Origin of the sequence: Microbacterium sp. cf046 (assembly GCF_900114345.1) — a bacterium.
Classification (GTDB): domain Bacteria; phylum Actinomycetota; class Actinomycetes; order Actinomycetales; family Microbacteriaceae; genus Microbacterium.
The window spans coordinates 1038928-1059916 of record NZ_FOZJ01000002.1; the positions used below are offsets into that span (position 1 = coordinate 1038928).

At 66.3% G+C, this 20989-nt stretch carries 27 protein-coding genes, 1 tRNA gene and 1 pseudogene; 14 read left to right on the forward strand and 15 right to left on the reverse strand.

Going from position 1 to position 20989, the window contains the following annotated elements:
* Nucleotides 1–34 precede the first annotated feature (34 nt).
* On the forward strand, nucleotides 35–667 hold the full coding sequence (locus tag BM349_RS11215) for a response regulator transcription factor (protein ID WP_091706919.1): 633 nt from the start codon (nucleotides 35–37) through the stop codon (nucleotides 665–667).
* A gap of 10 nt (nucleotides 668–677) precedes the next feature.
* Here the strand turns inward: BM349_RS11215 and zwf are convergent, their stop codons facing one another.
* From zwf to BM349_RS19040, 4 genes are all read right to left on the reverse strand, one after another.
* Nucleotides 678–2075 (reverse strand): glucose-6-phosphate dehydrogenase, encoded by a 1398-nt coding sequence (zwf, locus tag BM349_RS11220; RefSeq protein WP_091706920.1) that lies wholly within the window; start codon nucleotides 2073–2075, stop codon nucleotides 678–680.
* Nucleotides 2072–3955 carry a glycoside hydrolase family 15 protein gene (locus BM349_RS11225; RefSeq protein WP_091706921.1) on the reverse strand — a complete coding sequence of 628 codons (1884 nt, stop codon included), beginning with the start codon at nucleotides 3953–3955 and terminating at the stop codon, nucleotides 2072–2074. Before BM349_RS11225 ends, zwf begins: the two co-directional genes overlap by 4 nt.
* A 92-nt stretch (nucleotides 3956–4047) precedes the next feature.
* Entirely contained in the window at nucleotides 4048–4494 is a 447-nt protein-coding gene (locus BM349_RS11230; protein WP_368086672.1) for a pilus assembly protein TadG-related protein, read from the reverse strand.
* Nucleotides 4491–4616 (reverse strand): hypothetical protein, encoded by a 126-nt coding sequence (locus BM349_RS19040; RefSeq protein ID WP_302848253.1) that lies wholly within the window; start codon nucleotides 4614–4616, stop codon nucleotides 4491–4493. Before BM349_RS19040 ends, BM349_RS11230 begins: the two co-directional genes overlap by 4 nt.
* A 63-nt stretch (nucleotides 4617–4679) precedes the next feature.
* On the opposite strand from BM349_RS19040, the gene BM349_RS11235 reads away from it, so the two are divergent.
* Nucleotides 4680–4955: a terminase small subunit gene (locus BM349_RS11235; RefSeq protein WP_139230917.1), complete on the forward strand. Its 276-nt coding sequence runs from the start codon at nucleotides 4680–4682 to the stop codon at nucleotides 4953–4955.
* 210 nt (nucleotides 4956–5165) lie between these two features.
* On the opposite strand, the gene BM349_RS11240 is transcribed toward BM349_RS11235, so the two are convergent.
* Entirely contained in the window at nucleotides 5166–5966 is an 801-nt protein-coding gene (locus BM349_RS11240; RefSeq protein ID WP_091706923.1) for a hypothetical protein, read from the reverse strand.
* Between the two features lie 113 nt (nucleotides 5967–6079).
* On the opposite strand from BM349_RS11240, the gene BM349_RS11245 reads away from it, so the two are divergent.
* Together BM349_RS11245 and BM349_RS11250 are read left to right on the forward strand one after the other, a co-directional pair.
* Nucleotides 6080–6388, forward strand: a complete 309-nt coding sequence (locus BM349_RS11245; RefSeq protein WP_091706924.1) for a hypothetical protein — start codon at nucleotides 6080–6082, stop codon at nucleotides 6386–6388.
* Nucleotides 6389–6407: 19 nt separating this feature from the next.
* Nucleotides 6408–6746, forward strand: coding sequence for a hypothetical protein (locus BM349_RS11250; RefSeq protein ID WP_091706925.1), 339 nt, complete (start codon nucleotides 6408–6410; stop codon nucleotides 6744–6746).
* On the opposite strand, the gene BM349_RS11255 is transcribed toward BM349_RS11250, so the two are convergent.
* Nucleotides 6743–7057, reverse strand: coding sequence for a hypothetical protein (locus BM349_RS11255; protein ID WP_139230918.1), 315 nt, complete (start codon nucleotides 7055–7057; stop codon nucleotides 6743–6745). The two genes, BM349_RS11250 and BM349_RS11255, sit on opposite strands and share 4 nt — an antisense overlap.
* Before the next feature lie 111 nt (nucleotides 7058–7168).
* Between BM349_RS11255 and BM349_RS18570 the strand changes: the two genes are divergently transcribed.
* Genes BM349_RS18570 through BM349_RS18775 form a run of 3 tightly spaced genes read left to right on the forward strand, consistent with a single transcriptional unit; the run spans nucleotide 7169 to nucleotide 7811 of the window.
* Nucleotides 7169–7387 carry a hypothetical protein gene (locus BM349_RS18570; RefSeq protein WP_139230919.1) on the forward strand — a complete coding sequence of 73 codons (219 nt, stop codon included), beginning with the start codon at nucleotides 7169–7171 and terminating at the stop codon, nucleotides 7385–7387.
* Nucleotides 7384–7650: a hypothetical protein gene (locus BM349_RS11260; protein ID WP_139230920.1), complete on the forward strand. Its 267-nt coding sequence runs from the start codon at nucleotides 7384–7386 to the stop codon at nucleotides 7648–7650. The genes BM349_RS18570 and BM349_RS11260 overlap by 4 nt, the downstream gene beginning before the upstream one ends.
* 14 nt (nucleotides 7651–7664) lie before the next feature.
* Nucleotides 7665–7811 (forward strand): hypothetical protein, encoded by a 147-nt coding sequence (locus tag BM349_RS18775; protein WP_175525273.1) that lies wholly within the window; start codon nucleotides 7665–7667, stop codon nucleotides 7809–7811.
* A gap of 258 nt (nucleotides 7812–8069) precedes the next feature.
* On the opposite strand, the gene BM349_RS11270 is transcribed toward BM349_RS18775, so the two are convergent.
* The 3 genes and pseudogenes from BM349_RS11270 to BM349_RS11280 all read right to left on the reverse strand — a co-directional run.
* On the reverse strand, nucleotides 8070–8933 hold the full coding sequence (locus tag BM349_RS11270; RefSeq protein WP_091707267.1) for a type II secretion system F family protein: 864 nt from the start codon (nucleotides 8931–8933) through the stop codon (nucleotides 8070–8072).
* Nucleotides 8933–9790: a type II secretion system F family protein gene (locus BM349_RS11275; protein WP_091706928.1), complete on the reverse strand. Its 858-nt coding sequence runs from the start codon at nucleotides 9788–9790 to the stop codon at nucleotides 8933–8935. Before BM349_RS11275 ends, BM349_RS11270 begins: the two co-directional genes overlap by 1 nt.
* Nucleotides 9787–10311: pseudogene (locus BM349_RS11280) on the reverse strand (ATPase, T2SS/T4P/T4SS family); the annotation flags it as partial. The gene BM349_RS11275 and the pseudogene BM349_RS11280, both read right to left, overlap by 4 nt.
* Nucleotides 10312–10327: 16 nt before the next feature.
* Between BM349_RS11280 and BM349_RS11285 the strand changes: the two are divergent.
* Both BM349_RS11285 and BM349_RS18780 read left to right on the forward strand, forming a co-directional pair.
* Nucleotides 10328–11728 carry a recombinase family protein gene (locus BM349_RS11285; protein WP_091706930.1) on the forward strand — a complete coding sequence of 467 codons (1401 nt, stop codon included), beginning with the start codon at nucleotides 10328–10330 and terminating at the stop codon, nucleotides 11726–11728.
* A 32-nt stretch (nucleotides 11729–11760) separates the two neighbouring features.
* On the forward strand, nucleotides 11761–11913 hold the full coding sequence (locus BM349_RS18780; RefSeq protein WP_175525274.1) for a hypothetical protein: 153 nt from the start codon (nucleotides 11761–11763) through the stop codon (nucleotides 11911–11913).
* A 166-nt stretch (nucleotides 11914–12079) separates the two neighbouring features.
* Here the strand turns inward: BM349_RS18780 and BM349_RS11290 are convergent, their stop codons facing one another.
* Entirely contained in the window at nucleotides 12080–12316 is a 237-nt protein-coding gene (locus tag BM349_RS11290) for a hypothetical protein (RefSeq protein WP_091706931.1), read from the reverse strand.
* 220 nt (nucleotides 12317–12536) lie between these two features.
* Nucleotides 12537–12854, reverse strand: coding sequence for a hypothetical protein (locus tag BM349_RS18950; protein WP_254773833.1), 318 nt, complete (start codon nucleotides 12852–12854; stop codon nucleotides 12537–12539).
* A 793-nt stretch (nucleotides 12855–13647) separates the two neighbouring features.
* On the opposite strand from BM349_RS18950, the gene BM349_RS11305 reads away from it, so the two are divergent.
* Nucleotides 13648–14766: a hypothetical protein gene (locus BM349_RS11305; RefSeq protein WP_139230921.1), complete on the forward strand. Its 1119-nt coding sequence runs from the start codon at nucleotides 13648–13650 to the stop codon at nucleotides 14764–14766.
* A 54-nt stretch (nucleotides 14767–14820) separates the two neighbouring features.
* Nucleotides 14821–15891 carry a DUF4062 domain-containing protein gene (locus BM349_RS11310; RefSeq protein ID WP_091706934.1) on the forward strand — a complete coding sequence of 357 codons (1071 nt, stop codon included), beginning with the start codon at nucleotides 14821–14823 and terminating at the stop codon, nucleotides 15889–15891.
* Nucleotides 15892–15997: 106 nt separating this feature from the next.
* Here the strand turns inward: BM349_RS11310 and BM349_RS18955 are convergent, their stop codons facing one another.
* Together BM349_RS18955 and BM349_RS18960 are read right to left on the reverse strand one after the other, a co-directional pair.
* Nucleotides 15998–16504 carry a hypothetical protein gene (locus tag BM349_RS18955; protein WP_254773834.1) on the reverse strand — a complete coding sequence of 169 codons (507 nt, stop codon included), beginning with the start codon at nucleotides 16502–16504 and terminating at the stop codon, nucleotides 15998–16000.
* Between the two features lie 158 nt (nucleotides 16505–16662).
* The gene (locus BM349_RS18960) at nucleotides 16663–17259 is read right to left on the reverse strand and encodes a hypothetical protein (protein WP_254773835.1); all 597 of its coding nucleotides are present in this window, start codon (nucleotides 17257–17259) and stop codon (nucleotides 16663–16665) included.
* A 102-nt stretch (nucleotides 17260–17361) separates the two neighbouring features.
* Between BM349_RS18960 and BM349_RS11320 the strand changes: the two genes are divergently transcribed.
* Nucleotides 17362–17574: a PLDc N-terminal domain-containing protein gene (locus BM349_RS11320; protein WP_091706935.1), complete on the forward strand. Its 213-nt coding sequence runs from the start codon at nucleotides 17362–17364 to the stop codon at nucleotides 17572–17574.
* 16 nt (nucleotides 17575–17590) lie between these two features.
* Here BM349_RS11320 and BM349_RS11325 read toward each other — a convergent pair whose 3' ends face one another.
* Nucleotides 17591–18877, reverse strand: a complete 1287-nt coding sequence (locus BM349_RS11325; RefSeq protein ID WP_091706936.1) for an alpha/beta hydrolase — start codon at nucleotides 18875–18877, stop codon at nucleotides 17591–17593.
* A gap of 134 nt (nucleotides 18878–19011) precedes the next feature.
* Between BM349_RS11325 and BM349_RS11330 the strand changes: the two genes are divergently transcribed.
* Together BM349_RS11330 and BM349_RS11335 are read left to right on the forward strand one after the other, a co-directional pair.
* A tRNA-Leu gene (locus tag BM349_RS11330) sits at nucleotides 19012–19093 on the forward strand.
* A gap of 79 nt (nucleotides 19094–19172) precedes the next feature.
* Nucleotides 19173–19943 carry a DedA family protein gene (locus tag BM349_RS11335; protein ID WP_091706937.1) on the forward strand — a complete coding sequence of 257 codons (771 nt, stop codon included), beginning with the start codon at nucleotides 19173–19175 and terminating at the stop codon, nucleotides 19941–19943.
* Nucleotides 19944–19947: 4 nt separating this feature from the next.
* Here the strand turns inward: BM349_RS11335 and BM349_RS11340 are convergent, their stop codons facing one another.
* On the reverse strand, nucleotides 19948–20886 hold the full coding sequence (locus BM349_RS11340) for a non-homologous end joining protein Ku (protein ID WP_091707269.1): 939 nt from the start codon (nucleotides 20884–20886) through the stop codon (nucleotides 19948–19950).
* Nucleotides 20887–20989: the final 103 nt, after the last annotated feature.

A 20989-nucleotide genomic window follows, 5' to 3' on the forward strand; every position in this document is an offset into this window, starting at 1 on the left:
CGTAGCCCGCGCATTGAGCAGCAGCGGGGGTTTCGTGGGCATCGAAGGCGATGGCGCATACGGGCTGGTCGTCACGGGCGAGCCCGTGCGGGCCGACTACGTGCGCCTGCTGGGCCGACTGGGGATGTCGGCTGATGCGTTCGCGGACTCGCACTCCGCCGCCGCCGCGCTGCGCGACCATGCCCCGGTCGTCGCGATCCTCGAGGTCGAGCACGGCGGGTGCGAACTGCTGCGCGAGCTGCGCGACCAGTTCGGGTCGGATCTGCCGGTCGTCCTGGTCTCAGCCGACCGCACCGCTCCAGCCGATGTCGTCGCCGGGCTGCTCGTCGGAGCCGACGACTATGCGGCGGAGTCGATGGATGCCGACGAATTCCTCGCTCGCGTGCGCAGGCTGATCGATCGCACGGGCCGCGCTCCGCATGCCACCGCCGATCTGCGCCGCCTTTCTGCGCTGACGGACCGCGAACGGCAGGTGCTCGGGCTGCTCACCGACGGCCGATCGCACAAGCAGGTCGCATCGGAGCTCGGGATCAGCGTGAAGACGGTCGGCACGCACGTGCAGAACCTGCTCTCGAAGCTCGGCCTTCACACGAGGGTCGAAGCCGTCGCCCTCGCCGTGCGGGCCGGCGAGCTGGGGCCGTCCTCCCTGCCCGCGCGAGTCGGCTGACCCGAGCGGGTCAGACCCAGGGGTCGCGCCAGCCGCCGTTGTCGGCGACCAGGGCGTCAGCCTCGGCGGGCCCCCAGCTTCCCGGTGCGTACGGGAGGATCGGCGACGGATTCTCGATCAGCGGCTGCATGATGCGCCACGCCTCCTCGATCGTGTCCTGCCGCCCGAAGCGGGTGCGGCCGCCGGTGAGCGCGGCGAGCAGCAGCACTTCGTAGGGCGTGTGCCCCTCCCCGCCCTCGGTCGCGAACTCCATGTCGAGCGAGACGAGTCCCGGCTTGGGGGCATCCATCCGCTGCGCGTTGAGCAGAATCCGCATCCCGGTGGACGGGTCGAGCCGCATCACGAGCTGATCCGGCTGGCTGCGTGCATCCCGCAGCCCGAACCCGAGCGCCGGTGACGGCTTGAACACCAGCCTCACCTCGGTCTCCGTCTCGGGCAGAAGCTTGCCGGTGCGGATGAAGAACGGCACGCCCGACCATCGCCAGTTCTCGACCTCGAGTCGCAGTGCGCAGAACGTCTCGGTCGTGGAGCCGGCCGCGACGCCGGCGACATCGTGATACCCGTCGAACTGGCCGCGCACGTAGTGCTGCGGGTCCGCGTCGCGCGTCGCGCGGAACAGCATGGTCTGCAGGTCCTTGATCGTGTCGAGGTCGCCGTGCGCGGGCGCCTCCATCGCGACGGCGGCGAACACCTGCATCAGGTGGTTGACGACGACGTCGCGCAGCGCGCCGACCGGATCGTAGAAGTGCCCGCGGTCGGCGATGCCGAACTTCTCGGCCATGGTGATCTGCACGCAGTCGACGTAGTTGCGGTTCCACACCGGCTCGAGCATCGTGTTGGCGAACCGCAGGTAGAGGATCTCCTCCAGCCCCAGCTTGCCGAGGTAGTGGTCGATCCTGAAGATCTGCGACTCGTCGAGGTACTGGTGCACCTCGGCTGTGAGCGCCCGCGCGGAGTTCAGGTCGTGGCCGAACGGCTTCTCGATGACGACGCGTGCGTTGGCGGTGAGCCCGGCGCCGGCGAGGCCCTTGACGACCGTGGCGAACAGACTGGGTGGGATCTCCAGGTAGAACACCGGTGACTTCGCCGCCCCGATGGCCGCGCCGACCCGGGTGTATGCGGCGTCGTCGGCGAAGTCGCCCTGCACGTAGCTCAGCCGGGCGGTGAACCGGGCGAACACCCCTTCGTCGATCTGCTCGCCCGTTGCCGCGATCGACGTGCGGGCACGCTCGACGAGCTGATCGATCGTCCAGTCGTCCACGGCGACGCCGACGATCGGGCAGTTCAGCAGCCCGCGCTGCTCGAGCCGGTACAGCGACCGGAACGTCATCACGCGTGCGAGGTCTCCGGTGATCCCGAAGATCACCAGCACATCCGCTGTCGAACCGATCGTGGGTGGTGCGTTCATGTTTGCCGGCGCCCCTTCGTCAGAACCGGGTCGACGACACCCGAGCCGTGGTCGAGCTGATAGTCGAGGTTCACCGCGGCGTTGATCAGCGAGAGGTGGCTGAACGCCTGCGGGAAGTTGCCGAGCTGCTCCCCTGTCAGCCCGATCTCCTCGGCGTAGAGGCCGAGGTGGTTGGCGTAGGTGAGCATCTTCTCGAACGTGAGCTGGGCCTCTTCGAGACGCCCGGAGCGCGCGAGCGCGTCGACGTACCAGAACGAGCAGAGGGTGAACGTACCCTCGTGCCCGCGGAGCCCGTCGGGTGAGGCACTGGGGTTGTAGCGGTAGACCAGGCTGTCGGAGACGAGTTCGGTGTCCATCGCGGCGAGCGTCGAGAGCCACATCGGGTCGCGCGGCGCGATGAAGCCCATCAGGGGCATCACGAGCAGCGATGCGTCGAGCACGTCGGTGCCCTGGTACTGTACGAACGCGCCGCGCTCGGCACTCCAGCCGTCCTTCATGATCTCGGCGTAGATCGCGTCCCGCTGCTCGCGCCAGCGCGGAATCGGCGCGGGGCGGCCACGCGATTGCGCGAGACGGATGCCGCGATCCAGGGCCACCCAGCACATGAAGCGCCCGTACGTGAAGTTCTGCCTGCCGCCGCGGGTCTCCCATATGCCCTCGTCGGGCTGATCCCAGTTGTCGCAGACCCAGTCGAGCATCTCGCTGATCTGGGTCCACCCGGCGTGGGGCAGCTGGAGGCCGTGGGTGTCGGCGAGATAGATCGAGTCCATCGCCTCGCCGTAGATGTCGAGCTGCAGCTGGTCCGCCGCGCCGTTGCCGATGCGCACCGGCTTCGATCCGCGGTAGCCCTCGAAGTCCTCGAGGCTGTCTTCGACGAGGTCGGACGAGCCGTCGACGCGGTACATGATCTTCAGCGGACCCGAGCCCTCGCCGACGCTCTCGTGGATCCGCTCCATCAGCCACGTGACGAACGCCTCGGCCTCGTCGGTGTAGCCGAGTCCGAGGAGGGCGTACACCGAGAACGACGCGTCGCGGATCCACGTGTAGCGGTAGTCCCAGTTGCGCTCGCCGCCGACCTGCTCGGGCAGGCCCGCAGTGGGCGCCGCCACGAGGGCGCCGGTCGGCGCGTAGGTCATGAGCTTGAGCGTCATCGCCGATCTGCCGACCATCTCGCGCCACCGGCCCCGATAGGTCGAGCGGCCGTTCCAGTCGCGCCAGAACCGAGTCGTCTCCAGCTGCAGCTCGTCCATCTCCGCCAGCGGAATGCGCCGGGGTTCCGCGTCGCCGGTCTCGAGCATCACACCGGCCATCTCGCCGGCGTGCAGGCTGCCGGTGATGCGGATGCCGTCGCCGTCCAGCTCCACCTGACCCGCGCGCTCGGCGCCGTGCAGCACCGGATCGCCGACGCGATGCAGGGTCAGCGACAGTGTGTCGGAGACGACCTTCGCCCCCGCACCGTCCGACGGCACGATGCGGTGCGATGCCCGGCCGTAGTCGAAGCGGGGCTTGACCTCGGCGATGAACGACATCGTCCCCCGCACCACCCGGAGCATTCGGACGATCCGGTGCCGGTCGGTCGCCTCGCCCGGCTCGACGGGCATGAAGTCGACGAGTTCGCCGACGCCCTCCTCGGTCATGAACCGGGTGATCAGGATCGCCGTGTCGGGCAGGTACAGCTGTCGTGACACGTAGTCGTCGGTCGCGGGACGAACGCGGCAGTACCCGCCGTGCTCGGCGTCGAGCAGGGATGCGAAGACGCTGGGCGAGTCGAAGCGCGGCGCGCAGAACCAGTCGAGCGTGCCGTCGGTGTCGATCAGCGCAGCGGTCTGCAGATCGCCGATCAGTCCGTGATCCGCGATGTTCGGGTAGCCCTCGGCCATGTGCGTCCCCCATCCCCGGATTCATCGTGGCATGTCCGGCCCGCGTTGTCAGGCTTCGCCGCGGGGCGGATGCTGCGCCTCGGCGGAACCGGTCAGCGCAGCGCCGTCCGGCTGGTCGCGGTCGCCTCGAGTGCGACGCCGTCGGGCACGAAGAGCGCCACGATCGGCGGCAGCCAGGTGTCGGCGACCGTCACGCGGGCCGATATGCCGTCCGGGGTGCCGGCGTCGACGACGACGGCACCGCCGCCGACATCGCCGATCAGCGCGTCGGCCTGAGCGCGGACACCGTCGCTGGTGAGCTCGGCGCGCGGCTCGCCGCTCTCGACGACGAGGGTGAAGCCGTCCGCACCGGCCAGGGCGGCGGCATCCGCGAGCGCGTCGAGCCGCTTCTGCGCGAGGTAGAGGCTCGTCGCATCGACGCACACGAGGATCACCGCGATGGCGAGCACCGCATAGCCCAGCGTCAGGATCAGGATGCTGCCCTCGTCGTCGCCGGCGGCGGACCTGTTCAGACGTCGAAGCCGATCGCGCACGCTCACTCCGGCTCCCAGAAGCGCGAGATCTTCTGCACGGCCGACGCCTCCACCGGGATGCTCGCGACCCTCTCCAATCCGAGCACCGGCGGCACGAGCGGGAGGGCGACCCTCGTCTGGACGGTCACGATGATCGTCGAGCCGGCCTCCGGGCACGATCGGCCGGCCGGCCGGCAGTCCAGGTGGCGGCGATGAAGTGGCTGGCCGACTCTGACGGGGCCGGGATGGAGCAGGCTCGGATGCTCGCAGGCATCATCGATGCAGCGCACGCGGCAGGCGAGGTTTCGCGGGAGTTGCGCGCACACGGGGCGTTGACTCGCATCCTGGATGAGTTGGGTGGCACTCCGCGGGTGCGGCTGCAGCTGGAGCTGCGGTCACGCCGGTTCGACGTGGAGCGGCCGTCCACCGGCGCCCAAGCAGGATCAAACGTGGTTCGATTCCCCAGACCGCAGAAGCGCCGCCGCTGACCAGTGACCTGGCATCGTAGGCTCGGCGGCATGAGCCTGGACCCGTTTGACGATGCGCAGCAGCCGCGATGTCCCCGGTGCGGTGTGCTCATGCGAGACGTGCCCGGAGGCTGGGAGTGCCCGTCATGTGGTCACTCCGACTTTCCTGCCCTCGACGGAACACCTCCGCCGGCATTCGACGGGCCGAGCATCAACGGAGGGTAACGAGATCTAATCGACCTGCTCCGAGGCCGCGCTGTCGTCGTTGTCTTCGTCCGGAAACCGCCGCCGATCTCGTGGCATGTGAGTGTCGAGCCGCCACGGAAGGTGGAGCCGGACAGACATTTCCTTCAGGCGCAGTACTTCCTCCTCGTCCGCCTCGAGCCTCGCGTGCAGCCAAGCGACGAGCATACAAAAACCGCACAGTGCGTACAGCAAGTGATCCTGCTCCATCGACTCAGGATTCGTTCGCAGCCGAACAACGCCCTGGTCCTCCGTCACGAAATCGAGAGCAGCCTGATGCGTCACGTGGCCGACCTGAGACAACACGCGATAACTAGCGGCGAGGAATTTGATCGAGTCGAGCTCCGTCATCATGGCGTCCTTGCCGGAGAACTTCGGGAGCGCAGCACCAGGAGGTACGAGTCCTCTGAGGTGCTGCTCGAGCGTGACCCACTCAGGATCCTTCGAGTAAGCCATCATGCTCTTTGCAACGTCGGCCTGGGCTATCGCGAGGCTCACATGAAGCCGATCAATCCCACCCGGCGTCAGATATGCCCACTGCGCGATCACGGCGTGTTCAAGCGCGGCCCTGACAAGCACACTGCCCTCACTTAAGAAGCCGTCGCGCTCGAGGCGAAGATATGCCTGGGTCAATCGTCGGACTCGTTGGATGAGCCCAAAGAGCATCAAGAATTCGCGCTGATTCTCAGGGGGCACGGTGATGCCGTCCGGGTGTTTCGGATCCTGGATGAACCGCAGCAGGAACGCACGCATGTCAATGTCGCTCGGCAAGGAGGGGTCTCTGCTCACGAAACCACCATCGCACGATCGCATCGTGAGTCGAGAGGCCGCGCTGATTGAGTGTCGGCGGTGCCGAGGTAGCCTGATGTCCTGCACTCGGCCGGAGATTGGTTTCCCGCCACGTGACGAAGAATCGCCGCGACGAAGCTCACTTTGACGCGCTCAACGATCAGCGCATCCTGCAGGCGACCGCGCAGCTCGCGCCATGCACACTCCCGTTGCAGGCGTACGGGCCGGAGCCGATCACGTGGGCGAAGGGTCGCCCGCCAGAAGTGTGGGTGTGGATCACCTGGGGAGATGCGCCGGCATCGAAGATCCCCGCGGTCGCGGCTGGGTGGAACGACCGGGTAGTGATCGTGGAGTGGGAAGCGCAGGGCGGGCGGCGCAGCGTCGTCGTGTGGCGCAACGCCGTAACCGTGCGGAGCAACTAGCCGCCGATAGAGTGCGGCCATGATGCTGTCGATGAGTCCTGAAACTGCCAGCCTGTTGCTGCAAGTTGCGGCCACACTGTTCATTGCGCAGATTGTCGCGTATGTGTCCCTCAATTGGACGTCCGATCGGTGGCTGCTCGCCGGCTCGCTCACCGTAAGCGTGCTTTCGTTTGCGGTGCTTGCGGCTTTGTCGGTCACGGTCATCGAGGAGGGAGGCACCGATGATGCCATATTGGCGTACTTGTCGTTCGCATCGTTCGCCGTAAACGCGGTGATCTTGTTCTATGTTCAGATTTTTGAGCGCCCGAAGACAGATGGCAGACTGCCTCAGCATGTCGCGGTGAAGCGGTCGGACTAGCCGTTTTGCAGGTCGGAGAGCCACGCACGCAGATCTGAAACGACCACCTCGCGGGACGCGTGAGTCGCTTCGGCTACCAGGTCGACCAGGCGTCCCATTGCGAGGAGCGTCCCGCCGACTATGTGGTCGATTGTCACGGTTACGTCGCCCTCGTCGTTACTCGTCACCGTGTAGGCGCCCTCAATCTCGGAGAGTCCCTGCAGTGCGAGGTTGATCGGGTCAGCCTGGATCGGCTGACCAGGTTCCGGCGCGATCAGGGCGTCGAGTAGCACGTTCGCCGCGGCGTAACCAGGGGCTGTGTCGGGGTTCATACCCGCCACCGTATCCTCCCCGCGTATCAGGACTGTGGGCTTCCCGCTCCTCATAAACATGGCTACCTGTCCGATAGATGGCCCTCCTGCATGGGGCCTATAGTGAGCGCTATGGACGGCGCTGACGACGCCACAGATGACGTGCGCAGGATTGTCCTGCCCAACAACCACGCATACTACGAGGACACCCTCGAGGTGATCCTTGCGGAAGCCGTCCGCTCACGCGGAGTCGTCGGCGGGGTCATGGAAGGCATGCGGCAACGGGCAACACTGCTTGCAGGAACGGCCTCTATCGCCGCATCTATTTCGGCGGATCCAAAAACCCATTGACTGTCATCCCGGTCGCGCTGTTCGCAATCGCAGCCCTGGCAGGAATTGCGGTGTTCTGGCCCACGGTCGGGGTCGCCGTGAACCCTACGGGAGTGTTTGACCAGCTGGTCGATATGGAGCGCCCACAGGCCACCTACGCCCTGGCGAGAGTCATCAACAATGAGACGGCAGCGGTACGGCGCACGATCGCTCTGCAAAAGCGGTTCGTGTTAATCGGGCTGACGGCGCTCGCCGTGGGCATCATCGGCACCGCGATTGTCTGAAAGGAGGATCAACCATGGCAAAGGACCTTTCACCGCCGACCGGGCAACAGATGCGGGGAATGGAGAATATCCAGCAGCAGGATCACGAGGAACTACAACCAGTACAACAACTACAGCTGCAGGAGCAGGAGCAGGAGCAGGAGCAGGAGCAGCAGCAGTAGCGCGAACGCGGGCACGACCCGGGCGGCGCCCCGGCCGAGGGCGGGTAGGGCTCGGTATCACAACGGGAGTCAGAGAGGAGGAATCGTCATGACAAGGGACCTCAATCCCCCGTCGCAGCAACAGCAGCAGCAGATGGAGCAGGAGGAGCAGCAGCAGGTGCAGCAGCAGCAGCAGCAGCAGGAGCAGCAATGGGAGTAGATCGAATACCAGAGTCGCGATGATCGGAGGTTCACACGACCCGATTCCCAAAGAGATTCTTATTCAAACTTGACTGGGACGAGCATGTAGATCTCCTTGCGCCCCGCACGCTCGATGAGACCGCGCTTGGCGTCCTCTCGGGTGTCCAGCGCCTGCGAGTGCAGCACGTGTGCGAGCGGCGCGCCACGGTCGATCGCAGCGACGAGCTGATCGACGCTGCGCGAGAACGCGGGGATCTCGAGGCGGGCGCTCAGGCGCGTGAGCGCGTCCGACAGCGATGATCCGGTGCCGACCGCGAGGACCACACCGCGCAGCTCGGCGGTCAGCTCCCCTGCACCGACCTCGCTGACACGACGCAGCGAGTCGAGGATCCCCTCGCCCGCCGACAGGCACAGCGCGAGGAACTCCAGCACCGTCGGCAGCTCCTCCTGGATCCGGCCGACTCGCGCACGCGCGGCCTGGGTGAGCCGGGCGTCGTACGCGACGGCTGCGATCACGGCGGCGAGCGGCGGCAGGAGCACCGCGGCGCCCGAGGCGCGGCCCAGCAGGACGAGCGCGACGACACCCGCGCCTCCGATCGCGACGCCGGCGATCGCCCATCCGAGCTGGCGCCCGCGGAAAGCGGCCGCATCCATCTGCCATCCCGCCTGATGAAGCCGCCGATCGATCGATGCCGACCCGCCGAGCATGTTCGCGACACGTGCCTGCACCGACGCCCAGATCGCACGGACATCCGCGTCGGGCACCCCGAACCTCGGCGAGACGCCCTGAGGATCGGTGACATCGCGGATGTACGGGGCGATGCGTCGGGCGAGCGTCGGCGCGCCCCATCGCGGGGTCAGCGAGACGAGGAGGCACACGCCGACGCCCAGGGCGCCGCCGAGGACGACGGCCAGCGCGATGTCCGTGGCCGACACCGGCATCATCCGAACCACCGCCTCGGCTCGGGAAGCCTGCCGATCCGGAGCATCACGCGGTAGGCGACGAACGAGACCGCCGCTCCTGCGAGGATGAGCGCGACCCCCTCCGGACTGCCGTAGGCGCGCGCGCCCTCCGGCCGCATCGCGAGCAGGGCGAGGATCACCCACGGGGCGGCGACTCCGAGCACCGCGGCACCGCGGATCCACGACTGTCGCGCCTCGACCTCCGCGCGCAGCGCCGCGTCGGCGCGCACCGAGGCGGCGAGCGCGCGAAGGATCGGGGTCAGTTCGGTCCCGCCGACTTGGCGGGCCATGCGAAGCGTCTCGACGATGCGATCACCGACCGGGTCGGCCAGAGCGACTTTCAGCCGCTGGGCACTGGAGTCGAAGTGGCCGGATGCCGCGACATCTCGCGCGAAGGCGGCGAACGGTGCGCGAAGGGGTGCGGGTGCCGAATCGGCCAGGCTCGAGACGGCGTCGGGGAGCGACATGCCGGCACGGACGGACGCGATCAGGAGATCGCACACGTCGGGCCACAGCGCGCGACGCGAACGGACGAGCCGCGAGCCACGAGAGCGCAGCCACGCGAAGGGGGCGATGGCTCCGACGATCGCCGCCAGCAGCGCGAGGACGGCGACCTGCGTCAGCAGCCACGCCGCGGCGGCGAGGACCGCCGCAGCACACCCGGCTGCGAGCACGACGCCTGCGGATGGGACCCGGCTGAGGCCGGCCGACTCGAGCAGGCGCGCGACGCGCCCGGATGCCGCTGCAGCCGGCCTCCGGCCGCGGGCCGGCCAGACCCATGGCGAAATCGTCAGCAGGATGCCAGCTGCCAGGACGGCGCCCCAGACGAAGGTCACGCGGCATCCGCCCGATAGACGGTGCGAGCCAGGACGGTGCCGTCGGCGACGCCGGTCGGCTCGACGATCTCGACGACTCGGCGGCGGCCCGAAGCATCCCGCTCGCAGTGCGCGACGAGATCGACCGAGGCGGCGACCGCCGGCAGGACGAATCCGGAATCGATGTTGCGGCCGGCCAGGAGGGGCAGGGCGGCCAGCTTGGCGAGCGCCTCCCGGGCGGAATTCGCATGGATCGTTGCCGCCCCGGGGACCCCGGTGTTCAGCGCGAGGAGAAGATCGAGCGCTTCGGCGTCGCGAACCTCGCCCACGATCAGCCGGTCGGGTCGCATGCGCAAGGCCTCCTTGACCAGCCTCCGCAGCGTGACCTCGCCGGTCCCCTCCAGGCTCGGCTGCCGGCCCTGCAGCGCGACGATGTCCGCGGCATCGGCGGCGAGCTCGAACGTCTCCTCGACGGTGACGATCCGGTGGTCGGGCGGGCACGCCGCGATCAGGGCGCCCAGGAGCGTCGTCTTTCCCACATGTCGCTAATATCCCCCTATGCAGACAGCACGCGCGGCGGCAATTTACGCTCGGATCTCTCAGGACGCATCAGGCGAGGAACTTGGCGTTACGCGGCAGCTCGAGGACTGTCGCAAGCTTGCGAAGAGTCGCGGGTGGGAAGTAGCAGCTGAGTACGTGGACAATGACCTGTCGGCGTACACGGGCAAGCCGCGTCCGAACTACGAGCGGATGCTCGTCGATATCGAGGCGGGCCGGGTCGATGCCGTCATCAGTTACCACCAGGACCGGCTCACGCGCCGCCCCATCGAGTTCGAGCAGTTCGTAGAGCTGTGTCAGCGAGCTGGCCTGGATCGCTTCGCGACTGTGACGTCTGACATTTCGTTTGGGAACGACGATGGGATGTTTACGGCGCGCATCCTGGCCGCCGTAGCCGCGAACGAATCAGCGCGTAAGGCAAAGCGCGTGAAGCGCAGCATTCAGCAGAAGGCGGAGCGGGGACTACCCAACGGCGGCGCGGTACGCCCCTTCGGCTACGAGGCGGACCGGATAACCGTTCGAGAGCCCGAGGCCGAACTGATCCGGCAGACGGTGGCGAGATTCCTTGCCCGCGAATCTATGTCGTCGATCGTCCAGTGGTTCCGCAGCCAGGACGTGCCGACGGTGAACGGTGGCGAGTGGAGAACTGTCACCATCCGGCAGATCATCACCAACCCGAGGATCGCAGGGTGGCGTGTCCTCAACGGCGAGATCGTGGCAGAGGCGATCTGGCCCGCCGTCATCGACAAGGCCACCTTCGAGCGAGTCCAGGCCGAAGACGCCAGGCGGAAGGCCACCGGCTGGCGGCCTGCCCGCCGCCACGCGCTGTCGGGCATGCTGAGGTGCGGGAAGTGCGGAGCCAAGTTGTTCAGCACTTCGCGTGAACAGCGACGCCTATACCGATGCATGAAAGGACTCGACCACGGCGCAGGCTGCGGAGGAATCACGATCAGCGCGGCCCCCGTCGAGGAATGGATCACCGAAGCCGTGTTGCACCGCCTCGATGCCCCCGCCATGCACGCGGCCATGGCGGGAGAGCCCAATGACGATGTACTGCACACCGCTCTGAACGACGATCAGAAGCGACTTACCGCACGATCCGAGGAGCTCGCCCAGGACTGGGCAAGTGGCGAGATATCCCGCGCCGAATGGAAAGCTGCGCGCGAACCCCTGCACCGCCAAATCGCCGACATTGAGCGACAGCTCGCCGCCCTTGCCAGCAGCCGACGACTGGACGGGCTCGCGGGACAAGGAGAAGCCCTCCGCGCGCAATGGGCAGGCTTGAACCTGTCCCGTCAGTCCGCGATCATTTCGGCCGTACTCGACTACGCGACAATCATGCCGAGCCCGCCGAGCAAGTTTGTCAATCCCGACCGAATCGTAGCGACCTGGCGCGTCTGACACAGGCCCGTCGCGTGTGGAAAACTGTCGCCATGAGCGAATGGGACTTCCTGCACGGCCTGACCGGTCAGGAACTGGAGGACGCCATGTCCACGGGCGCGACCGCGGAAGAGTGGGCCTGGATCGAGGCGCGAGAGTCCGAAGAAGAGACCGAAGGCGAACCGCGGCGCAATCCTAAGCACTGAGCGGAAGCGCCATTGGTAGACGATCGGTCGGACTGCCGCCCTCCGCGCTACGCGCTCCGGTTGCCCTCGGCATCGTGACCCGGTTCGTGCATCACTGCGCGTGAGCCGCTGGGTCAGGCGCGCGCGCGCCGCACGCGGCACCGCTTCGCGCCTGACCCCGCACGGTTCAGGCCCATTCGTACACCGACCACGGTGGCGCGATCGTCGATCGCACCGCGACAAGCGCATAGGTCGACAGTTCTGGGGCGAATGCGAGGAACGCATCGAGAGCATCCTCAGCGGTGTGGACGAGGCCGGTTACCCCGCCGAGCGCTTCGCTGGGACGACCGAATCCGTCCCGAAGGTAGATCTCCCAGTCCGGAACTGGTTCGCCGTCCGGATGCGTGTGGTTCAGGCACATCATTTATTCTCCTTCCGCGGCGCGGACAAGTCCCGCGCGATCAGCTCGCGCCGCGACCGCGCCGCAAGGTCTTCTAACGGCGCCGGGCGGCCCGGCTGACCGACCCCGAGCAGCGCCCGCACCCGATCAATCGCGGTGGGGTCCGACACGAACTCAGGCACACCCTGCTTCGCACAAGACGCCGCCACCCACGCAGCGATTGCGGCCCGATCCACAGCCACGGTCAACGCCCCCACTGCGCCCAGATGACCGGCGGGCCTTGCCAGTCCTCGGCATCGCGCGACGACCACACCGTTTCAGGCCACTCCCCCAGCGCGTCAGAGGCCAGGGCCAGCACTTCCTCACGACTCGCACCAGAGAACCGCACCCGCGCAGGCTGGAATCCCTGCGCTACGTCATAGCGGTGCAACGCTAGATCCCGCTCGACCGAAGAGTCCGCGAACGACTTCGCAACGTACTTGGCGAGATACCCCGCCGCACGGCGCGCCTCAGACAACCTGGTCGACCCAACGGGAAGGTCACCCAGCAGCTTGATGTGCACGAACCCATGGGGCCAGGCGGCCTCGATTACCGCACGCCTGACGTACCGACCGACTGCGAAGTGAGCATGGAGCCCATGGCCGGACTTGTGCCACTCCGGCACCCACGCATACGGAAACGGTTTTCCACCCAGACCGGCGCGCAAATCGCGGAAGAACGAGCCAATATGCTCGCGTACTAGCGCGGGATCATGGTTGCCATCACCCCGGTACGTCAGTGTGCCCAGCCGATTCAGACCGTTCGCGGCGCAGTAACGACGAAGAGCAGTTCGGGCACGACGACCCGCCTCTACGGCAGCTCGATCCGGATCCGCCGCCTCACCTCGCGGGACATACTCCGACTTCCGACGTAGCGAGGCCTGGAATGATCCGCCGCCCTCGCCAGCAGCGGACACAAGGGTAAACGTCCACCCCGCATCGGGACGCGCCAAACGATGCGTTGACAGAGAAGGGGCAGAAGCCACCGGGACACCTCATGCAGACAGACGGACAGAATCCGAACGGCTGAGGCTGATGCTGTCTTTGTCTTTGAGGTGACCCACTCGTCGGTGGGTAGCAGGCGCCGTAGCTGAGGAGTGTTTTTAGGGTGAGTTGCCGTTCACGTATGTTTTTACCACAGAACTACACGGCTGTCATTCGCTCGTGCCGCCCCCTGCTGCGCCACGACGCCGCACAGCGTTTGCCAACCACGAGGGCTGTCCAGTCTCCGAGTTACGTTGCATATTCAAGTGAAGAGGGCGCTACGCGCCCGCTATGGTCGGGAATCATGCAGACGCAACAACAAGGGGGGCAGTCTTGCTGACCGCATTCGTCGATGGATTGATGCCCGGTATTCGCAGTCTCCGTCCGCCCGTTTTCGCTGGCATTCTTTGGGCGCTGGTTGTGTGGCTGGTAATCGCTGACGAACTGCCTCCTCCGAAAGACGCCACGGGGTGGATCGCACAGGTTTACGCCGTGATGGGTTGGATCGGCACTGCCGGCTTGGCGGTTGTGGTCGGCGTTGCCGTCTTTCTGATCGGAGTCGCGGCACTCGCGCTGACAGACCCGCTTGCAACGTTAGTTGGTCGACTGGGTAGAGAGTTCACTGCCGTCGTTCAGTGGCAGCGATACGCGCGTGCGCGGCGCAGAGACTTCGGGCGGGTCCGCGCCGAGGCTTTGGGGACGATCGAAAGCCTCAAGGACCAGAACACCGCGGCGGCCGAGCGGCGGCGGGCGTCGGCACAGGCAGAAATATCGCAAGTTGAAGAGGGAGAACGCTACTTCGGGCGACGCGCAAACCCTCGACGCCTCTACACACCTCGTACGAAGAAGGCCCGTCACGCGCTCGGCGAACCGCCGCTCGTCCCCTTTGAGTCTGAGTCCTCTGTCATCACCGAACTCATTACCGATGCCCTGTTCGATGCCATGCACGCCGACGGCAAGTCTCCCGACGATTTCTCCTATATCGACGAAAGCGGAGACACGAGCATTGCGGAACGACTGAACAAGGAACTCGGGTCGGATCCACTCGAGGTGGTTAGAGGGCTGGATGAGGGGCTGTATAGCGATCTCGACCGCGAGCGTGGCGAACGGCTAGTTCGGCTCGCTGTCTCATTCCCCCTAATTGCGCTCGGGCTATACGTCGCGATCACGATTACGCCATGGCTTGGCATCGTCGTGGCCGCTGCAGGGGTAGTACTGCTCGTGCGTTACTCCACCGTCCAGTCTGGAGAACGAGACCGGATCCTCAATCTCCTAGTTCTGAATAGCAAGTTCACAGCGGCGATGAAGGCGGCATCCCGGGAAGGCCAACTCCGATATTTCAGTGCCCGACGCGAGTACGACCGACGGGAAAAGCGCCGAGCGAAGGAAGAGGAAGAACAGCGGGCCGAAGCCGCGGCGAAACGGGCTCGGCAGGCGATGGAGGCGAGCTAGGGCGGGTGTTTCGCACTTGTCGGGTTCAGCAACCTCTCGACTACGCTCACTCACGTGGCCGAACGTCGTGAGCAAGTCTTCGTAAGCTCCACCTACCTCGACCTTGCGCATGAGCGACAGGCGGTTATCCAGGCCCTGCTCATTGCAGGATGCATACCGGCGGGTATGGAGCTTTTCGTCGCCGGGAACGAGGACAAATGGCGCCTGATTCAGAGAGTCATCTCCGAGTGCGATTACTACGTCTTGGTCATCGGTGGCAAATACGGATCCATTGATCCTGCGACGGACTTGAGCTACACCGAGATGGAATACGAGTTCGCTGAGTCCATCGGTAAGCCGATCATGGCTTTCTTGCACGGGGAACCGGGCCAGCTCAAAGGCGATCAGATCGAGCTCGAGCCGGGCAAGCGAAGGAAGCTGGACGCTTTCCGCAGGAAGGTCGAGGCGGGCCGAGTAGTCCGCTACTGGACGAATGCAGCCGAGTTGCCAGGGCATGTGGCTCTCTCGCTGATGGAAGCTCGGGAGCAGTTTCCGGCGGAGGGGTGGGTCCGCGCTAGTCAGGCATTGACGCCCGAGCAGAAGACAGAGATCGCCGAGCTGCGCGCGCTGGTCGCCGAACTGTCGCATGCGGCGGATTCGCGATCGTCCAAGAGCTTCGATGACGCTTCGGATCTCGCGCAGGGCGAAGACATGTATAGCGCCGAGGTCAAGGTGAGCGGCTACAAGAAACAAGATCTGAATGCCGACGGCAGTGTTAGTTGGGACACGACCTCCTACACCTGGACCATGCACATACCGGTCACGTGGAACGAGATTCTTCAAGCCGTAGGGCCGACCCTGTTGCACGAGGCTAGCGAGCCAGAACTGACCCGGTTCTTCGAGACCTGGCTGCAACAAAAGTGGCGAGAGAATCGCGATCTACATCCAAAGGCGATGGCGAAGGCCAAGGGAGCGATACACGTATCGGGGAGCGTGGTGGAGGACGTACTCGTTCAGTTCTTCGCGCTGGACGTGATTTCCCGAGGCGTGAAAAAGCGGACGGTTAGTGACAAGGGCAAGTACTGGGCACTCACCAGCCGTGGTGAAGACCAAATGATGAAGCTTCGCGCCATCAGGCACAGTTGACCGTCGTTGCGTGCTTGCGGCCGAGCAGGGTCGAGTATGTGGCCCTGGTATGTGTGACCCTGTGCGCCCTTTAGGTACCTGACTGTGACCGACGCGCGAGATGCGCTTACGCGGCGGAGGAACCTTCGCCCGGGCCTGACTGATACCCCGTGACGGCGTGCGTCGCTGGCATGGTAGCGATCGTGGCTACGCCCCAGTTCGCGGGCGGGACCTCGAGCTCATCGACGGAGACCTCGCCGCGAAGCCACCGAAACAGCAGATCAACGTGATCATCCAGCAACCTACGCCGATCGGATGTTGTCGAGTTGATCACCACATCAGCGATGCGATTGGTAAGCCATCCGGCACGTTCTTCCCCCGGGCGCAATGTCGCCACCAGACCCGTCCGCGCCACGGAAACCGCCCAGCGCTTCGACTCGGAGGTCGGATCCTGCACGGCCGCCACAACCGCCTCGACTAACTTCTCCGCACTGGCGAAACGCCGCGCCTCGCTCGCCTCCTCCCGGGCAGCCTTGCGGGCAGCATCATCGCGACGAGCCGAAGCCCAGTTCCCTAACCAAGCGGCGGTTAGCGTTGTGACAGCGGTGATAAGCGCCACCCAGACAACTTCCATGTCGGTCACGATACGCGAACTAGAGTCCTCCACTCGGGAACCAGCCGCCCCGCTTTGGGGGTTCCTGACCTGTCCTTGCGACGCCCAGGGGATGTTTTCCAGACTTGTAGCGTTGCCGGCATGGGTCGCCCCGGACACGAGGATGCTGTCCCCTGTGGTCATCGCCCGGTGGAGCAGCTCCGCTGCCGCCGGCTCGACGGATCCGCCGGCGACGAGGCGATCAAGGTCGCGATACGCGGGCAGGAACTTGCGGACGTTGACCGACAGTGGCGGCGCGTGATGTCGGGGATCACGACATGCAGGCGGCTGCCGTCGGGAAGGGAGGCGTCGACGAAGGGCTGACTCAGATCCACCCGTCGGCCCGTCGAGTGCAGCATCCGCTCGACGAGATCGCGCACCGCCGCATCGGACAGTGCGAGCGGTACACGCTCGGCGACACCCGCGCGGCCGATGAAGATCCGATCGGGCGCATTGATCCACAGCTCTTCGACGGTCGGGTCGTCGAGGTACGACTGCAGCGGACCGTAGCCGCCGACCGCCGCGAGCACCTCGCGGACGCACGCTGACTCGTCATCCACCGGCGCGAGTCCGCGGGCGAGCGCGAAGTCGTTGTGTCGGCGCACCTCGATTTGGGCAATGCGGGTCGCGAGATCCGGGTCGCGCGTCGGATCGGTCTGCTCGGCGCGGAGTCTGTCGCGCACACGCTCGGCCACGACGGCGGTCGCGGTCCCGGCGGACGAGTACGCAAGAGTCATCCGAGCATCCTCGCAAGGGCGCGTCGGTCGTCGGCGAAGTTATCCACAGGTGCGCGGCGGCGATCGGACGGGCAGGATGGATGCACAAGTGGAAGGAGCACCATGACGCGGTCGCAGAAGGAAGTCACGCCGGCGGGACGCCTGGTCGGCGGTGTCTTCGGTCTCGTGCAGGTCGCGCTGGCGTTCCTCGCCTACTGGGATCTGGCCCATCGGCCCCAGAAGCGGGTGCACGGCCCGAAGCCGGTGTGGATCCCGGTGATCCTGATCAACTGGATCGGGCCGCTGTCCTACTTCTACGTGCACCGCACCCGCTGAGGCGACGGTGTGGCGCCTACGGCGCCGAGAGTCCGAGCACCGGGTAGAGGACCGCGAACCCTTCCGCCAGGCCGCCGTTGAGCGCGTCGACCACGTGGCCCGCGCCGGGGACCGTGTAGACGGTCACCGCCATCCCTGCGGCGATCGCCGCGCTCGAGACGGTCGCGGCTGCGGCGACGTATTCGGGGTCGTTCTCGCCGGCTGTGAACACCGCGGTGACACCCTCGTACTGCCCGGTGTTCGCGGCCAGGATGTTGACGGGCTTGGCGGCCTCGAACGCCGCATCGTCGCCGCCGTAGATCTGGGCGGTCACGTCGGCCGGATCCTCCGACCCCGGAAACTCCTCGCCCGAGATGTCGAGGATGTTCTTGAAGGTGCCCGGCTCCTGCGCTCCGTACTTGATCGCGCAGCCGCCGCCGTTGGAGTACCCGGCGATCACCCAGTACTTCGGGTCATTGATGATGTTGAGGTTGGCCTTCGCCCAGTTGACCACGTCGGTCTTGATGTAGGTCTCGGCGTTGCCGAACGCGGTCGAGTCCGCGCACGCGGGATCGCCGCCGTTGCCGATCTGGTCGGCGACCACGACGATCGGGGCGAGCCCCTTGTTCTGCTCGGCGAACTGATCGAGGACCGCCGCGATGTAACTCGGGTCCGGGTTGCCCGGGTATCCCATCATCAGGATGACCAGCGGCAGCGCCGGAGCGTCCTCGACCAGCGCCGCGGGCGGAAGGTAGATGCCCGCCGGGCGCGCGTCGAAGCCCGACACGGTCGCCGGGATCACCTGGGTTCCCTGCTGGCCAACGGCCGGCATCCCGGCGGGCGGCGTCCACGTCTGGTAGAGGGGTCCGGCGTTCGTCTGCGTGGGAGCGGGGGTCGGGATGACGATCGGATTGTCGGCTGCGATACCGAGGATGCTGCCGAGCGTCGGGTTCAGTCCGTAGAACGCGTTGATGCCGATCATCCCGGTGATCAGGAACCAGATGATCGCGAAGACCGCGACGATCTTGCGCCACACCGGGGTGCCCCACAGGCTGGCGACCGCAAGGCCGACGCCGGCCAGGGTCGCCCCCGCCCACAGCCCGACCTCGAGCGGAAGCGGACTGCCGAACGCGTTGAGCGCGTTCGCGATCAAGTACGCGGATACCCCGACGAACGCGCCGGCCGCGATGCCGATCACCGCGGTCAGCAGCCAGCGCGGCGTGATCGGCCGGATGAGCAGCACGAGCAGGAGTGCGATCGCGATCCCGTACGTGATCCACGGGACGGGTCCGGCGATGACCGGCAGCTGCCACAGCGCATCCATGCGATCTCCACTGACGAGGGTGTGAGTGACAACCTAGCGCCCGCGGTTCGTGCGCCACGCGCACCACGCTGCCCTGCAACGGGGGGTCAGCCCCACAGCCACCCCACAGTCGCCTCGGTAGACTGTGCACACCCGCGGGAGTGGTGAAACTGGCAGACACGCAGGATTTAGGTTCCTGTGCCTCCGGGCGTGTGGGTTCAAGTCCCACCTTCCGCACGCGAGTCCACTGCCGCTGTCAGAGACCGCAGCACCGCATCCACCAGACCGCCGACCGTGACGACCGACGGGAACTCCCTTGCACAACATCGCGCTCATCCCCTGGCTCGACCCCGAGACGATCATCGCCGCGGCGGGCCCCTGGGCACTGCTCGTGGTCTGCTTCATCGTCTTCGCCGAGACCGGCCTTCTGATCGGCTTCCTTCTGCCCGGCGACACGCTGCTGGTGATCTCGGGCCTGCTGACCAACACCAGCAACATCTTCGGCGTCAACATCTGGGTGGTCTCGCTGCTGATCGCCCTCGCCGCATTCATCGGCGGTGAAGTGGGCTATCTCATCGGCCACAAGGGCGGGCCTGCGGTCTTCGAGCGGAAGGAATCGGGTCTGTTCAGCGTCAAGAACGTCGAACGCACGAACGCGTTCTTCGAGCGCTTCGGCGGCCTGACGATCATCCTGGCGCGCTTCGTCCCGATCGTGCGCACCTTCGCACCCGTCGCGGCGGGCGTCGGCCACATGCCGTGGCGGCGCTACACGCTGTACAACTTCATCGGCGCCATGCTGTGGGGCTTCGGACTGGTGATGCTCGGCTACGTGATCGGGTTCATCCCCTGGGTCGCCGACCTCGTGACCGAGTACATCGACGTCATCCTGCTGATCGCCGTGGGCGGCACCGCGCTCGTGACCCTCTGGCACTACTTCAACGAGCGCCGCAAGGCCAAGAAGCTCGCCGCCTCCGGGGCGGATGTCGTCATCGACCATGACGAGGCCAGGCAGCTCGTGCTCGATCCCGAGGTCTTCGATCGCGGGCCGGAGCACGAGCACCACGACGGCGAGGCGCCGAAGGCCTGAGCCGTCAGGAGGCCTTCGCGGTCTTCTTCGCCGGTGCCTTCTTCGCGGCGGGCTTCTTCGCCGGGGCCTTCGCCGCGGCATCCGACTTCGCCGCCGGCTTCTTGGCCGCGGCCTTGGGCTCGGCATCCTTCGCGCCGCTCGACCCGCCCGCGCGCGCCGCGCGACTGCGCTCGACGCTCGCCCGTAGGGCCTCCATGAGGTCGATGACCTCACCGCCCTTGGCCTCCTCCTCGTGCTCGCCGAAGGTCTCTGACGTGTCGAGGGCATCGCCCTTCTCGAGCTTCGCCTCGATCAGCGTGCGCAGCTCGTCCTGATACTCGTCGGAGAACTCCGAGGGGTCGAAGTCCGCCGCGAAGCTCTCGACGAGGGATGCCGACATCTCGAGCTCCTTCGCCGAGATGCGCACCGGCTCGTCCAGTGCGGGGAACGTGGCTTCACGCACCTCGTCGGCCCAGAGCAGCGTCTGCAGGACGAGCACGTCGTCACGGACCCGGAGGGCCGCGAGCCTCGTCTTCTGTCGCAGCGAGAACCTCACGATCGCGGTGCGATCGGTCTGCTCGAGGGTCTTGCGCAGCAGCACGTACGCCTTCGGCGAGTTCGAGTCGGGCTCGAGGTAGTACGCGCGGTCCAGCGTGAGCAGGTCGACCTGATCGCTCGGCACGAACTCGACGACATCGATCTCGCGACTGCGCTCGGCGGGAAGGGAGTCGATGTCCTCCTTGGTGAGGACGACCGTGCGCTCGCCGTCGTCGTACGCCTTGTCGATGTCCGAGAACGGCACCACCTCGCCGTCGATCTCGCAGATCCGCTGGTAGCGGATGCGGCCGCCGTCCTTGTTATGCACCTGGTGAAGGGGCACGTCGTGGTCTTCGGTCGCCGAATACACCTTGACGGGCACGTTGACGAGTCCGAACGTCAACGAGCCCTTCCAGATCGCTCTCATCACACCAGTACACACCTGTCACACCCGTCGCGGCTAGTCATCCCGCATGATCCTGCGGTCTGCGAGCGCTCATCGGCCGTTCACACTGCGCGCGCCGAGCGGC

Bases quoted from the DNA above. Each gene is read 5' to 3' on its own strand.
- zwf (WP_091706920.1), bottom strand. From the start codon at position 2,075: ATGAACGCACCACCCACGATCGGTTCGACAGCGGATGTGCTGGTGATC.
- BM349_RS11225 (WP_091706921.1), bottom strand. From the start codon at position 3,955: ATGGCCGAGGGCTACCCGAACATCGCGGATCACGGACTGATCGGCGAT.
- BM349_RS11235 (WP_139230917.1), top strand. From the start codon at position 4,680: ATGAAGTGGCTGGCCGACTCTGACGGGGCCGGGATGGAGCAGGCTCGG.
- BM349_RS11250 (WP_091706925.1), top strand. From the start codon at position 6,408: ATGATGCTGTCGATGAGTCCTGAAACTGCCAGCCTGTTGCTGCAAGTT.
- BM349_RS11255 (WP_139230918.1), bottom strand. From the start codon at position 7,057: ATGAACCCCGACACAGCCCCTGGTTACGCCGCGGCGAACGTGCTACTC.
- BM349_RS18570 (WP_139230919.1), top strand. From the start codon at position 7,169: ATGGACGGCGCTGACGACGCCACAGATGACGTGCGCAGGATTGTCCTG.
- BM349_RS18775 (WP_175525273.1), top strand. From the start codon at position 7,665: ATGGCAAAGGACCTTTCACCGCCGACCGGGCAACAGATGCGGGGAATG.
- BM349_RS11270 (WP_091707267.1), bottom strand. From the start codon at position 8,933: ATGCCGGTGTCGGCCACGGACATCGCGCTGGCCGTCGTCCTCGGCGGC.
- BM349_RS11285 (WP_091706930.1), top strand. From the start codon at position 10,328: ATGCAGACAGCACGCGCGGCGGCAATTTACGCTCGGATCTCTCAGGAC.
- BM349_RS18780 (WP_175525274.1), top strand. From the start codon at position 11,761: ATGAGCGAATGGGACTTCCTGCACGGCCTGACCGGTCAGGAACTGGAG.
- BM349_RS11290 (WP_091706931.1), bottom strand. From the start codon at position 12,316: ATGATGTGCCTGAACCACACGCATCCGGACGGCGAACCAGTTCCGGAC.
- BM349_RS18955 (WP_254773834.1), bottom strand. From the start codon at position 16,504: ATGGAAGTTGTCTGGGTGGCGCTTATCACCGCTGTCACAACGCTAACC.
- BM349_RS18960 (WP_254773835.1), bottom strand. From the start codon at position 17,259: ATGACTCTTGCGTACTCGTCCGCCGGGACCGCGACCGCCGTCGTGGCC.
- BM349_RS11320 (WP_091706935.1), top strand. From the start codon at position 17,362: ATGACGCGGTCGCAGAAGGAAGTCACGCCGGCGGGACGCCTGGTCGGC.
- BM349_RS11325 (WP_091706936.1), bottom strand. From the start codon at position 18,877: ATGGATGCGCTGTGGCAGCTGCCGGTCATCGCCGGACCCGTCCCGTGG.
- BM349_RS11340 (WP_091707269.1), bottom strand. From the start codon at position 20,886: ATGAGAGCGATCTGGAAGGGCTCGTTGACGTTCGGACTCGTCAACGTG.